Annotated in this window: 20 protein-coding genes; 1 reads left to right on the top strand and 19 read right to left on the bottom strand. The window is 49.0% G+C overall.

What is annotated here, in order from left to right:
* Positions 1 to 16: 16 nt before the first annotated feature.
* The 15 genes from ACXI0A_RS09130 to ACXI0A_RS09060 form a co-directional block, all read right to left on the bottom strand.
* The gene (locus tag ACXI0A_RS09130) at positions 17 to 1,135 is read right to left on the bottom strand and encodes a tail fiber domain-containing protein (RefSeq protein WP_479485246.1); all 1,119 of its coding nucleotides are present in this window, start codon (positions 1,133 to 1,135) and stop codon (positions 17 to 19) included.
* Entirely contained in the window at positions 1,132 to 1,512 is a 381-nt protein-coding gene (locus ACXI0A_RS09125; protein ID WP_476149277.1) for a nitrite transporter, read from the bottom strand. Before ACXI0A_RS09125 ends, ACXI0A_RS09130 begins: the two co-directional genes overlap by 4 nt.
* Positions 1,513 to 1,521: 9 nt before the next feature.
* Positions 1,522 to 2,004, bottom strand: coding sequence for a DUF1833 family protein (locus ACXI0A_RS09120; RefSeq protein WP_479485245.1), 483 nt, complete (start codon positions 2,002 to 2,004; stop codon positions 1,522 to 1,524).
* A gap of 176 nt (positions 2,005 to 2,180) precedes the next feature.
* Entirely contained in the window at positions 2,181 to 2,654 is a 474-nt protein-coding gene (locus tag ACXI0A_RS09115; protein WP_479485244.1) for a hypothetical protein, read from the bottom strand.
* On the bottom strand, positions 2,654 to 5,233 hold the full coding sequence (locus ACXI0A_RS09110) for a phage tail tape measure protein (protein WP_479485243.1): 2,580 nt from the start codon (positions 5,231 to 5,233) through the stop codon (positions 2,654 to 2,656). Before ACXI0A_RS09110 ends, ACXI0A_RS09115 begins: the two co-directional genes overlap by 1 nt.
* A gap of 187 nt (positions 5,234 to 5,420) precedes the next feature.
* The gene (bamE, locus tag ACXI0A_RS09105) at positions 5,421 to 5,660 is read right to left on the bottom strand and encodes an outer membrane protein assembly factor BamE domain-containing protein (protein WP_479485242.1); all 240 of its coding nucleotides are present in this window, start codon (positions 5,658 to 5,660) and stop codon (positions 5,421 to 5,423) included.
* Between the two features lie 59 nt (positions 5,661 to 5,719).
* Complete coding sequence (locus ACXI0A_RS09100; RefSeq protein ID WP_476149284.1) at positions 5,720 to 5,998, bottom strand: phage tail assembly protein T; 279 nt, start codon at positions 5,996 to 5,998, stop codon at positions 5,720 to 5,722.
* A 2-nt stretch (positions 5,999 to 6,000) separates the two neighbouring features.
* Complete coding sequence (locus ACXI0A_RS09095; RefSeq protein ID WP_479485241.1) at positions 6,001 to 6,381, bottom strand: phage tail assembly chaperone family protein, TAC; 381 nt, start codon at positions 6,379 to 6,381, stop codon at positions 6,001 to 6,003.
* A gap of 42 nt (positions 6,382 to 6,423) precedes the next feature.
* Positions 6,424 to 6,906 carry a phage tail tube protein gene (locus ACXI0A_RS09090; protein ID WP_479485240.1) on the bottom strand — a complete coding sequence of 161 codons (483 nt, stop codon included), beginning with the start codon at positions 6,904 to 6,906 and terminating at the stop codon, positions 6,424 to 6,426.
* Between the two features lie 58 nt (positions 6,907 to 6,964).
* The gene (locus tag ACXI0A_RS09085; RefSeq protein WP_479485239.1) at positions 6,965 to 7,330 is read right to left on the bottom strand and encodes a DUF3168 domain-containing protein; all 366 of its coding nucleotides are present in this window, start codon (positions 7,328 to 7,330) and stop codon (positions 6,965 to 6,967) included.
* Positions 7,330 to 7,812 (bottom strand): HK97-gp10 family putative phage morphogenesis protein, encoded by a 483-nt coding sequence (locus ACXI0A_RS09080; protein ID WP_479485238.1) that lies wholly within the window; start codon positions 7,810 to 7,812, stop codon positions 7,330 to 7,332. Before ACXI0A_RS09080 ends, ACXI0A_RS09085 begins: the two co-directional genes overlap by 1 nt.
* Positions 7,805 to 8,083, bottom strand: a complete 279-nt coding sequence (locus ACXI0A_RS09075; RefSeq protein WP_479485237.1) for a phage head closure protein — start codon at positions 8,081 to 8,083, stop codon at positions 7,805 to 7,807. The genes ACXI0A_RS09080 and ACXI0A_RS09075 overlap by 8 nt, the downstream gene beginning before the upstream one ends.
* Positions 8,055 to 8,213 (bottom strand): head-tail connector protein, encoded by a 159-nt coding sequence (locus ACXI0A_RS09070; protein WP_479485236.1) that lies wholly within the window; start codon positions 8,211 to 8,213, stop codon positions 8,055 to 8,057. Before ACXI0A_RS09070 ends, ACXI0A_RS09075 begins: the two co-directional genes overlap by 29 nt.
* Positions 8,213 to 9,076 carry a hypothetical protein gene (locus ACXI0A_RS09065; protein ID WP_479485235.1) on the bottom strand — a complete coding sequence of 288 codons (864 nt, stop codon included), beginning with the start codon at positions 9,074 to 9,076 and terminating at the stop codon, positions 8,213 to 8,215. Before ACXI0A_RS09065 ends, ACXI0A_RS09070 begins: the two co-directional genes overlap by 1 nt.
* Positions 9,069 to 10,427 (bottom strand): phage portal protein, encoded by a 1,359-nt coding sequence (locus ACXI0A_RS09060; RefSeq protein ID WP_479485234.1) that lies wholly within the window; start codon positions 10,425 to 10,427, stop codon positions 9,069 to 9,071. The genes ACXI0A_RS09065 and ACXI0A_RS09060 overlap by 8 nt, the downstream gene beginning before the upstream one ends.
* Before the next feature lie 157 nt (positions 10,428 to 10,584).
* On the opposite strand from ACXI0A_RS09060, the gene ACXI0A_RS09055 reads away from it, so the two are divergent.
* The gene (locus ACXI0A_RS09055; protein ID WP_479485233.1) at positions 10,585 to 10,824 is read left to right on the top strand and encodes a hypothetical protein; all 240 of its coding nucleotides are present in this window, start codon (positions 10,585 to 10,587) and stop codon (positions 10,822 to 10,824) included.
* An 85-nt stretch (positions 10,825 to 10,909) separates the two neighbouring features.
* Here ACXI0A_RS09055 and lysC read toward each other — a convergent pair whose 3' ends face one another.
* The 4 genes from lysC to ACXI0A_RS09035 are packed head-to-tail and all read right to left on the bottom strand — an operon-like array spanning position 10,910 to position 12,455.
* Positions 10,910 to 11,137, bottom strand: a complete 228-nt coding sequence (gene lysC, locus ACXI0A_RS09050) for an Rz1-like lysis system protein LysC (RefSeq protein WP_479485232.1) — start codon at positions 11,135 to 11,137, stop codon at positions 10,910 to 10,912.
* Positions 11,043 to 11,489, bottom strand: a complete 447-nt coding sequence (locus ACXI0A_RS09045) for an Rz lytic protein (protein ID WP_479485231.1) — start codon at positions 11,487 to 11,489, stop codon at positions 11,043 to 11,045. Before ACXI0A_RS09045 ends, lysC begins: the two co-directional genes overlap by 95 nt.
* Positions 11,477 to 12,109: a glycoside hydrolase family 19 protein gene (locus ACXI0A_RS09040; RefSeq protein WP_479485230.1), complete on the bottom strand. Its 633-nt coding sequence runs from the start codon at positions 12,107 to 12,109 to the stop codon at positions 11,477 to 11,479. The genes ACXI0A_RS09045 and ACXI0A_RS09040 overlap by 13 nt, the downstream gene beginning before the upstream one ends.
* Entirely contained in the window at positions 12,093 to 12,455 is a 363-nt protein-coding gene (locus tag ACXI0A_RS09035; protein ID WP_479485229.1) for a phage holin, lambda family, read from the bottom strand. Before ACXI0A_RS09035 ends, ACXI0A_RS09040 begins: the two co-directional genes overlap by 17 nt.
* Between the last annotated feature and the right edge of the window lie 165 nt (positions 12,456 to 12,620).

Below are 12,620 nucleotides of genomic sequence, written 5' to 3'. Positions count from 1 at the left end.
ATTCCTTTGCCATAATTCATTTGGCCTCTAAGGCTTCGATTCTGCTCTCTAAATCATCTAATTTTGAGTATAAAGCTCGCATGCACCACCATGTGAGCTCCTCTTTTCGAAACGAATACAATGAACCAGCCGCAAGGGTTAGTTCTTTCTCTCCGGTATCATATTCTTCTTCATACTCAACAAGTTGAACAGCATTAGAAACTGATTGTTCATCATCATAAACCTTTACTGATACCTCCTTGTTTGCCTTTCTTGTGGCAAAAACAGGAGTGAATTGATCTTCCCACTCGTCATAGCAAAAAGCACCGTATTGCTCCCAGTCCAAGCCATTAGCTTGCATAATAGCTATAGCAGCCTGTACAGTTGGACCAGAGTGAAGTCTCGCTCTTTCCCCTTCTTCTTCATATTTATCAAGCCATTGCCAAACTCCCGGGAGTTTTAAGATCGTCGCAAATGCCACGATTTCTGCATTTGTTATTTCTCTAGGCTCAGTTTTGCGAGTGGCATCTGAGGTGCTGATTGAGCTATTACCTGCATACAACTGTGATGGCCTAAGAGCGGCCGTACCAAATGTATATACGTTACCGGATTGTGGAATGCTTAAATTTCCCACGCCAATGCATAGCAGCATGCTGGTGCGAAACACTTCCGGATCATCAGCATCAAATCGGGAAATCGGCTGAACAACATAATCGGGATAGACACGATATTTGCCGAACACCTCGCGGATTGGGTCACCCAGGCTGACGTTGTTAGCTTTCGCCGGATTCAGGTCGAGAGAATCGCCAGTGGCCTGGCTGGAGCTGCCAGTGTCCAGCGTGCTCACCATGTAGATAGAGTAAGCCGCCGCTGCCGCTGCGATCGCCACAGCCGCCCATGCAATCAGGGTTGCAGCTGATACGCCCTCGCCCGGCACCGGATAGATGCAGACATTACTGTCTGGGGTAATCACGAACTTTCCCCAGCGCTCCGGCGCAAGGCCAATCCCGTCAACATCAATCGTTATCGGCTGGGCAATATCGGTTCGGAAGCCGGTCACGTTTTTGTACAGCCAGCCCTCTAACGTGATTTGACCATGCTCATGCGTTTCAAGCGGTTCACCCGGTAGCCGGGAAGGATAAATGCGGATCGTCACTGGTAATACTCCACTCGCGCGTATTGTCGCTCAAAGCGCCGTAATGGCAGGATGGTCACGTTTTTCTTTGGGTTTGACTCAATGACGTGAAGCAGCCCGTTCAGTCGCACAACGATGCCAAGGTGAATAATCATTTTCCCTCTGTAGCACGCGGCCACCGCCCCTTCCGTTGCCTCACACTGAGTTACGTTCCTTCGAAAACCGGTGCAGGCAGCATGCATTTCATCGCCTTCCTTGATGACCCCTTCAAAGGCCGGCCAGTCCGAAAGCCCTAAATCGCGCCGCACCTCATGAACAAGTCCGTAGCAGTCGAGAATTGGGAATACGCGCCCGCCCATCTGCCAGATGACAGGTAAGTATTTGTCGATGTTGAGCATTGATAAACCTCAGGCGATGTAGCGAAGGCCGGGGAAGAAATTAAGCGTGTAACGGTAACGTGGCCACGCCGTATCGAGGACGTTCATGTAGCCCGCGGTTATTTGCACCTGCGTAGAGGTCCAGTATCCCGACTTGATGATGAGAGAGAACGGCCGTTCAGCGGGAGCACCAAGGTCATTGGATGTGAAACAGCGATATGTCAGCTGCGAGCTTTCAATAACCGGCAAAGCCTGCCTGATGGCAGTTGAGACAACCCCGGTAATGTTGCTTATGGCGAATTTCAGATCCTGAGTGCCGTCGGCGTTCCTGGCCGGTAGAGCGAGGTCGATGCCGCAGGCAATGAAGGTAACTGTGCTGCCATCCTCTAAAGTGGCGGTAATGTCATCGAAACCCTTTGTCAGCCAGAACGTCTTGTCGCCAACGTCTATCTGCAGCGTATCAATGATTACCTCTTCACCGGATGAAGCATAAAGCCGGTTAAGTACGGTCATATTTTGCCCAATAAAAAAGGCCACCCGAAGGTGACCTAAAAAATTGGTGTCGAATGTGGGTGTTTTCTACCGGCAGGATCGCTATTCCGCGCTTTCTTTCACTCCCCGGCTACGGGAAGGCATAGAGACTTTCCCACACATCGACACGGATTATTTTAAAGCGAAAACTACATCATTCAAGCCTCTGGCCACTCCCTGTTCATCGCCAGATCAATAATGCTCTGGTTAATCACAAGGTCAGGAAAATCACCCCAGCCATGAGGAAGAATTGGGCGCTCCCACAGTTCCAGAGTTGCTGAATATTGCCAATAGTTACCACTCTGAAGTGTTGGACCTTCATAGATATCGACAAATCTGCACACATAAACTTCGATTCCCAGAGGAGTACGCAACTTCATATTGAACCAAGCCGCGCCATCAGCAATAACATCGCGGTACCACACCTCATAGAGTTGGCACTGAGCATCGTTATCAAACATCCAGACTACTTTGGCCTGAGTAGGCACTGATGTGTACTGGCGTCTTTGTCTGGGTCTGCCGGAAGATAACTGAGTTCTCAGCAATGGGCTTATTGGCTGGAAGCCATATCCATCCTGAAGCGGTAAGCTCAGATATTCATGCGGATAACTCAAGTCAGTTTGCTTGGGCATTACCTTACCTTCCTTCCCGCATTAGTTTTTGTCATCAAAGCTTTGTGAAGATTGCCTTGACCAGAAGCGACTGAATTAACGGCCATTTGATAACCCCGCTTGGCTCCTTCGTCAGCAGCCTTTCTTACTAGCTCAATTGTTGAATCAGACGGATTGCCATTAATCGGAATGCTTATCTGGGGACTGTAAATACTTTGGCCGGTTGACTGGCTGGAAACTCGATCCAACGTTGCATCCAGTTTCGCGCTAGTTTGTGCCGTAGTTACACGTTCACCTTTCTGCAAGAGCCATGTTCCTGTTTCGGGAACTGCATCCAAACCATCGTGCGCCATGCCCAGTAGAGACGAAGCTGACACGGCTGCCACCAGCGGTTCTGTAACAGCTGCAGCTGTAGCCATTGCTGCTGGAGCTAATGCGGGTCCAATGATAGGAATGGCAGCAGTCGAAGCGAACGCGCTTATTTGTGCCATTAACGACATAGCCTGAGCATTAGCAGTCATCATTCCAGCCGCTGATGCTTGCCCTGTCTTGCCAACCACCAACTGAACAGCCTGATATACAAGCCACTGAGCGGCCATTTTCACCAGCGTTTCAATAACGGTCTTACCTAAGTCGGAAAATACGTTTTTGAACACATCTCCCAGTGACTCTGTGCCATAAATCAAACCTTCAAGGTTTTCAGAAATTGAGTCCGTGGCACCGCCAAGGATCGAAGTCATGGCATCACCAGCTTGCTGGTAATAATTTGATGACTCATCTACGAAGTTAGCCAGCGAGTTACTAATCCCAGCGGACCAATCATCACGCTGCTCGTCAGATGATTTGTAGAAATCTTTCTGAATTTCTAATCTCTGGTCTAATGCTTTTTGAAGCGCTTCAGTCTCTTGGTCATAGAGTGATTTAGAAATGTCTCCTGACTGGTACTGGTTTTGAAGATCGCGCTGTTTATCCAGAAACTCTTTCTGGATGCTAAGCATTTCTTTCAGCCGTTCCCTCTGGGTGTCACCAAGTCCGGAGCCCTGCGTTTCAACATTTAAATCAGAACGAGCGTTATCATTACCAGCCTTAAGGTTGGCAACGAACGTAGCAACTTTAGCGTTTTCCTCATTGGCTTTCTTAAGTGCATTGAGGCGGTCTATTTCAGTAGCTAGGGATTCAAGTCGCTTTTTCTGAGTCTCGTTAAGCCCTTCTAATTTCCCGTCTGCAATATCAAACTGAAGTTTCTGCTGCTCAGTCACCACATTTACTTTCTTTCCAGTGGTGTCAATCAGTTCAATCTGGCGCATATAGCTGCGCTCAGTTGCTTTAAACGCAGATTCAAGCTTGGCCGCTGCTGTGTCTTTTTTTTGCTTAGTGGGCTTCCCGTTTGTCTCTCCGGGGGAAAGTCCAAAATCAAGCAGAGATGAGGCTGTGCCAGAGTTTACGGTATCTGGAACTTCTAAAGCCTTTTTCGATTTGTTCAACTCATCTAAACGAGCTGTTAATGATGCTATTTCATTACTTTTAGCTTTTAAGCTGTCATCATATCCTGTTATCCATCCTAGGAATGTTTGTCCCGAGTCATACATTCCATTAGAACGACCTTGCATGGTTTGTTTAAGCCAGTCGATCCTTGCCTGAATCTGGTCAGGGTTATCCATATCGACATTGTTGCCAAGCGCTGCCATTCTGTTGCTGGAAGCTGATGCAAGCTTACCAGCTCCGGCTGCTGCTTTAATCAACCACCCTGCAAGTTGTGCTATTTCACTTACAAGTCCAGCTATGCCCTGCAATACTTCTGGATCGGTAAGGATGTCATGAATATCTGAAAGAGAGTTGTTTAGTGGCGTAAGGTCAACATGGGCCAGCCCTGCCGCAATCTCCATTTTCAGGCCTTTAACCTGAGCCTCCATATCCTGGAAGAGATCGTTGACCTTAATTAAATCGTTAATAGACTCTGGATCTGGTGCTACACCATAGTCTTTTGCCAGTTGGATAAACTGAGTTAATTTTGCATTATTGTTATCGAATAGAGGCAATAGTTTTGAAAGGTCATTACCCAGGCTTTCAAGTATTGTCACCTTTCCGGCGTTGGTGCTTATTTTCCCCAGTGCCTCGCCGATGGCTAACATCTGCTTATCAGGCGAAACCTTCGATAATTTCTCTGCGGATAATCCAAGAGAATTAAGTGCATCAACCGCTTCGCCAGACTTATTCAGTACGGCGTCACCAATTTTATCGCTGAGGTCCTTAAAGATGTCAGCCATATTGTCACCGGCCACACCTGCTTTTTCAGCGGCGAACTGCCATGCAAGAAGCTCTTGCGTGGACATCTTAAGCGATTTAGCCCACTGGTCTGTTGCATTAATCTGTTCTGAAGTTGATTTCAGCAACGCAAATCCAGCAGTGCCAGCAGTAATTGCAAGTGTCTGCACTGCTGCACCAGCTGCAAGGATACCAGCAGCGCTTGCAGCTGCATCTTTTTGAACCTGCTTAGCCCAGTTAGATGAAGCGCGCTGAGCTTTATCCATCCCTGATACGAATCCGCCCACTTTGGCGATCAAATCAATAGTCAGTGTACCGAGTGACTTGCTGGCCATAAAAACTCCGGGCAATAAAAAACCCCGCCGTGGCGAGGTTTAGTGAGTTAATCAGTTCGTAGTGGGCGGCGGCGTATAGGCCTTTATGCCCTGCTGATAAATTTTCTGGGTGTTTTCCATGATGTCATCTGAAAGAGTCTGCTTACCCCATTTAGTGACCTTACCTCCAACAAATGTGACCACCAGCCTATCTTTGGGCTAATTGCTCATTATCGACTGGAGTGAAACCAACCATTACAGGATTCCAGTAAATCCAGCGCTCACGATCCTGGTTAACATCAGTTCTGCGCGGCTGCCCCATCACCGACTGCACTTCTTGCTTGGACATACCCAAAGATAGGCTGAGTGACTTTTGGTTATAGTCAATCCTGTTAGCACAACCAGAAAGCATGAAAAGAGATACCAAAACAAAAAATAATTTCTTCATATTAAGTCCCTATTAAATGATCAGAGGAATCTTAAATTATTTTTCTGATTTTAAAACCTTTACGCCCAACTTTTCATCGCTTCATCCAATGTGATCGGCTCGTTTGCAGCTGGTTTCTCAATGTGATGAGGCGTGAAGTCTGTAACGTTAAACGGAGGGGTGTTTTTAGCTCTGTTAACGTTTGCAATGGTGCTGGCAACTAAACCCGCCGACCACTCAGTGCGCATCATGGGATTAAAGCTACCAACGCTGTTACGGTAGCGAGCCCACATCTGGAACTCCCGATAGCTCAGGTTTTCTCTTGCCTCAGCTATCGTTCGGCCTCCGATGCCATTCAAGACTAACTCGCACCAGAATTCGTCTTCGTCACTGAGTTCGAACTCTTTCCCAAATCGTTAACCTGTTGGATGGCTATCAACAAAGCAACAGTTAGTGCACCATCAAGCGCGCCGCGCTCAGGATCGGACTCACCAGTAATATCTGCCGGGGTAAATACTGGCTTGCCATCTTCATCGCAGATTGATGCAGCGATGCGCCCGGCGACGCCATCCACCTTTCCGCCAATCGCTAAAACATCTGAGGTGGCGGCGTGATATCCCATTGGACGAACAAAGACAGTGGCTGACAATTCGTCATCTCCCTGCTTCCAGGTAATTTCTTTCTCGACCGGACGGCCTGTAAATGCACCACTTTTTTTCAAATTATCGAGGGTTAAACGCATATTTTCACCAATGACTAATGGGGCTGTTCAGCCCCAATTTAATTATGAGCCCGATTCAACCTTCTTAACCCAAACACCACGGCCAGTACGCTGCATAGTTGCAGCTGTGGCTACAACGGCGTTTGCTTGGTGGTCAAACGGGAAATCACTTACATAAGCAGCGAAGGTATACCAGGTGCGATCAGGTGGCAGTGAGAATTCACCATCGACTACAGTTGGTACTGATTCACCGTCCGACCAGCCAACAGCCCACTGAGGTATTTCATTGGCATATTCATCAAGCTCGGCCAACTGCCACAGAAGATAGTGGGATTCATTCTGTGGGTCGGAGTTAATGCCAACCGAAGCTTGCCCTGGTGTGCGAAGTCCCTTTTTATAGGATCGCGTGTTCTTCTCACTTAGGCAGGTATCTTCAATCTGATCTGCTGGGTTTGTGCCGGGGTTGAAACTGGTGATGCATTCAATTTCATACACCTGACCACGGATAAGGCCGTAAAGCTGAGTGCCTTGCGAAAGTACAGACATGGTTATCTCCGGACGTAAAAAAACCGGCTATAAGCCGGTTGGTTAGTTGGTGAGGTGATTAACGAAGGACTATCCAGTCCACATCAAATGAGTAGCGGTATCGCTTGGTTTCGCTGTCGCGGGTCTGATCACCCCAGCGCGTAATGTGTGCGTGAGGCTCAATTGCATCGCGCAGCGCAGCGGCCACTGCAATCGCCTGATCCGGCGTGTCGGCATAAACATCAACCTGCAGCGTGTAAGAATCCGCGTCAGGTCGCTGGCCAAGGTAGTTCTCTGGTTCACCGCTGATGTTTTGCCATACCGCATAGGGATAAGTGACATTGTCATCCTGAAGCCCGAAGGGATAAAGGCGCAGAACATAACCACCTATCAGCGCGTTTACAGCAGCGCTTGCGGCGCACACCGGGAAAATTGGCGCGATCATTACGGAGCCCTCTTTTTCTGTGCTCTGGCAATGGCCCGATCAATAGCTTTTGGATATTCACTGGTGAAAGTGTTGATTACTGCATCAACGGTGTTCTCAGCCGCAGGGCGTAGAATAGGTTGTGCCTTCATCTTCTCAGTACCGAACTCCAGCAAGCGCCAGTGTGGTGTTGGCGCATTAACCGCTTTGTCTGGATGGTTTTTTAAAACCGCGCCATGCAAAACGCCAATGCGAAAAGCGAGGTTTCCCGTCTGCCTGAAAACCCTTCCATTCCAGCGCTGGGCGATATTGTCTGCGATGCTGCGCCCGGTGTGTGGATCATCAACGCGGCGGGCGTTGGATTTGGCTCGCTCTACAATGACATTGCCTGCTTTGCGCAGTGCAGCACGGCCCCCTTTTTTCTTTAGATCGTCGCTGATGGAATCCAGCCTGCCCAGTAACTCATCAAGACCCGTTAAAGAGTACTGTACTCCATCAGCCATCGTTGACCCCCTCAGAGCAGGGAAGCGTCAGATAATCCAGACCGCTTACTGGGTCGGGCAAGACGCCTTCAATGTTGTAGATTTTACCGCGATACAGAATGCGGTGTTTACTGGTGATGTCAGCACGGTAACGTATGGTTATGCGGGTGGTTATTTCACTCTGCACTGCCATGGCCGCTGTAAACTCTCGCGCTGAAGATGCTGCAACCTCTGCCCATACATCGCCAATGCCCTGCCAGGTATCAATCACACCTCCAGTTAACCTTTTCACGGCTTCCCTGAATGTAGTCGTACACCGATGCGCTGGCAGAGTAGATTTTCAGTTTCAGGTCTTGGTCACCCGCATCTGTATCAACTCTGAGGTGGTCCTTAGCTTCGTCAAGCGTGACAAACTCAAGCATCACTTAGCCCTCGCATCGCGACCGCGCTTAACAGCCAGTTTCCAGCCTTTAGAGCCATCTTCACCCGGCTTATCGCCAGTCTCTTCATGGCAGTACCAGACCGAACCGCCCCACGTAACGTTGTCGCCGGGATAATACTTCTTACATTCACTGAAAATATCGCGGTAGATCATCACTGGAACGCTGAAAGTCTTCTCTGACTTCTCACCACTGGACTTAATTGCAGTGACCGTGAAATGTCGCTCTTCATTCTGCGTGATTGAAATATCGCTGATGCCATCAACCACACACTCCCAGCCGTTCATACCGGTGGTCTTCTGGTGTGAACGCCATAAGCCACCAAGATGAAGCGCGTAAGTCCCACGAATGTAGGATTTTTCAGTGTCGATGCCGGGCAAAATTTCAATCTGAAGCGCATCACGACCATCTTCGCCGGGATCGCCATCTTTAGCGGCCGGAATGGCTTTCACAGCCTCACTAACCATTTTACCTATATCAGGCAAAGGCTCTGGCTGCGGTAGTTCAATTGCATTAACAGCATCACGAACCATTGCGCCGATATCGGGTAATTGAGGTGGCTCAGGCGCTTCAGGCAAAGTGATTTCGGAAACAGCATCCTTCACCATCTTCCCGATATCAGGAAGTTCAGGCGCGGCGGGGATTGTAATTTTACGCAGCACCGTTTTGACAATTTCGTCAGTATCCGGTGCAGATAACTGAAGTTCTTTAATCAAAGCTTTCAGTTGATTTATTTCCTCTGATTGCGCTTTGATTGCGGATAAATACTTTTCCTGAATTGCTGAAAGCTGCTCTTTTACTGCTTCGCTCACAGCCTTCAGCAGTGACATGTCACGCTCATTCATGGGTAAGCAGTCCTTTCAGCATTGCCTTAACCATGAAATGCTCATGATCAGACAGCGCCTTGCTGTTTTCATCTTCAGGGAGTTGATTTGGCTCCGGTGCGGTTCCCTGTTGAGGAGTGGTGCCAAACGGGTTATCTCTGCCATCCCTTTTAGCCAGGGCGGCAAGAGCGAAGTTCTGTTGTTGAAGGTAAGGCGTGTCGCCGCCCTCAACCGGAAGCATGTTTTCATTCCTGCGCGCCTGATTTGGCGCAAGCCAGCCAGCACCTATCGCCTCGCTATAGGTCTTATAGCGCCCCTCGGTATCCATGCGAATCAGCGTGTTCAGGTCCATCTCAATGCCCGTCTTCTCGTCGAGTTCAAAGGACTCATCAAGCAGCAATTCGATGGCTTCGATATGCGTCTGAAGGCACTGGGAGTAATAGCCCTGATCCAGCGCTTCAATATTGTTATATGAAGGTGTGGCCGCCGAGTTAACCTTGTAAATCGGCACATGAAAAGTTGCGCAGATAATCTCTGCAGTCAGTTTCAGCTGCTCAACCATCTGCGCATCCACTGCTGTCATCGCTATGCTGGCAAAAGATGCACCGTCCGCAAGTAAACCTGTTTTACCTGCGTTAGCACCTGAATAACCTTCATCCCAACTCTGCTTTATTTCCCGCGCTTTGTCCTGGTCAACCGCACCCGGAACGGTAATAACACCGCCGGGTTTCCCTCCATTTTTGAAATGGTTAGCAGAATTGGTCAGGATGGCGTCACCCTGCATTGCGGTGAGTCCGCACGCATAAATCGGAGACAGGCCGCACAACGGATGAAAGAAACAGTTAAAACGATCGTGGATGATTTCGCGCGCCGGAACCATCACCTGTTTCTCAAGACCGTGGACATTATCAGGCCGAACCTGATAGAAAATTTCACCGTCGTCTGTCACATATGGCGTAACTTTGTTGAAGTCCAGCACGCGCAGTTGTTTAACCCTCCCGTTTTCATCCCTTAACTTCAGAACGTAAGTATTTCCGTCTGAAAGTTTTGAATTCATCCAGTTTTCAAAAAACTGCATGCGGGTCTGGAAGCTGTTCGGCTTCCTCAATAGGGGTGAAATGCTGCTATCGCTGTGATCGGCCCAAATGCCATTACTCAGCTTCTTTTTGAGAAGCAGCGGCATCTTGGCTATATCCGCTGAAATCAGTGAAATGCACGAGAATACGGCGTGATAAGCAAGAACAGTAGTGGCATCAACTTCAATGTTTCTCTGCCACGCGCCCGTAAACGACTCAAAAATTTTGCGCCAGCCGCCACTATTCGCAGCCTGAAGCGCCTTTTCAACCTTAGGCTTTTTGCGGAAACCGAACATTGGCTGCCTCTCCTGAGCGTCAATTCTTTTTCTGGTTCTTAGCCTTCTTCTCGACGATAACCGTTATCCCTTGTCTGAGGATTCGAAGCCTGGCAGGCCAATAAAAATTTTGCTGATGGAGTTATATTTGAATCTTCTTAATTATTAGGGGTTTCAAATGTCTCCAACAGAACTTCAGATTGCAGCAACTGCTGTGGGTCTTTTCGGTACATTATTGATGTTTTTCAACAGCCACTCGCTGATGCCTTACGAGTCAGCGATGTTTGGGAGCGATGAAATCATTGAACACGACCGTCTTATCGAACAAAAAAACAAGAAGATGCTATTAAAACAAAGGATCGGCGTTGGCCTTCTAACGTTCAGCTTCATGCTCCAGTTAGTGTCATACGCTCTTTGATTCTTAACATTATCGGGCGCTCTTACAAATGCGCCCTATCATGATCACTTCTGACACTGCTCTTTGATGTACTGTTGCAATGCGGCTATTTGCTTTCCAGTCTTCGGACAGCCGCCCTGTCGATGTTGCACTGCTCAACCACGCCATACAGCACCACGTTCAACTCAACCGAATCGCCATAGCTCATTGCGCTAGCGGGTTCCGGTGCCGTTATCGGGCTAGTCAGTTCCGCTGGCAGGTTTAACCGGGGCTGTTTTATGGTCCTGTACTCCACTGGCTGACTTCGCGGCGTCTCGCAACCGCTTAACAGCATCAGCAGGAACAGGAGCGGCAGCGTTTTTATCAGCCGCAAGGTATTGCTTGATTTCATACTGGAGTTTCCGGTTCTGCTCTGCTGTTACCGCTCGCTGGTCTGCTACCTGGCTCATTACCTCGTTTTGCTGCTTTACTGCTGTAACGAGGTCATTGACGCTGGCTGCTAAGTCATCGTTCTTGGAGCGCAGATCGTTTATCTGGTCATCTTTGCTGTTTGCCAGCTTTTCAAGCCGTTCATTTGTTGCGGTCAGCTGTGAGTTGCGCGCATTAAGGCCCCACAGACAAACGCAGATAAGGCCAATGACGATGATGTGTGAATAGTTTCGGAAAAAGCCGATTACGTTGAGCATAGAATCCCCTTAGCTTTGATTAAGCGGGATTTCCTGTCTTCCAGACCGTTTGTGCCACCGTTAATGACTCTGGTGATGCGGGTAACATCATCAGTATCAGCCAGCTCGTTTAATCCGTGATTCTTCCACCATGCCGCCGCTGACATCGCGGCCTGCATCGGTTCTTTCAGTAAATCTGGATTCGCCACAACGTCAGCGCTTAACTGTCCGTTCAGTGCGGCATAGTTCGCCTTGCCCGTAATCTGAATCAGGCCACGACCGCGATAGCGGTATCCATCGCCAGAAGCGACATCACCATTTCCATTGCGGTTGGCGTAAATGATATTGGCAATCATCTTCTGATTGGCGGGATGTGCCTCGTTGCGACCGTAGGCTTTTGCCTGTACGCCAGTGATGCGCTTACCAAACATCGCTGTGAGCGCGTTCTCGCTGTAGTTAAGCCCTTCCTCGGTTTTGGTGAACCCCGCCGATTCATGACCTACCTGAGCCAGGAAATGCGCCTGACGCAATGCTGTGGTGATACCGAATGCCGCCATGCTGGCCGAGATACGTGGGAACCACATATCACGCTGCGCATCAGATACGCCAGTTGCCTTCTGAAAACTACTGGGTGTCAGCATTGCTATCCCCTATGCGCTTATCAATGAACCGGCGCAGTTTTGTTGAAAGCCAGTCAACGCCGAGGAAGCCAAGAAATACTGCAACTATCTGCGTTGTGCCTGTGCTGATGTCCCAGTTGAGAACCGAACCGGCAATTTGTAGCGTTGGTTGCAGAAAAAACGCAAAGACGCTGCACATGGCAGCATCCAGAAATCGACGCGGCCACGTATCTTTGCCGTAATAGGTACCACGCAGAATTGCCATCACCCCGGCAAGACCTGCGTAGCCAGATTCGTTTTTGTGGGCATACAGCCAGGCAAGTAGGCTTGCCCAGAAGCCTGGGTCTCTTTCTGGCATACGTTTCATCCTCACCTCCTAATGGAATAGGTCGGTGCCGTCGGTAGTCTCTGAATAAAAATGCGCACCGCCACAGCGTGAAAGGGTGAGAGTCGAAGTGATTGGCGGGCGCAAAAACGAAAGAAGGCCGCTCTATGGCGACCCTCTGTAAATAAAAACCCTGACGCATTACGC

The sequence above is a fragment of the Pantoea sp. C1E2 genome, assembly GCF_056491465.1.
Note: the sequence above shows the minus strand (reverse complement) of the source record. Positions and strands in the feature narration are given on the sequence as shown.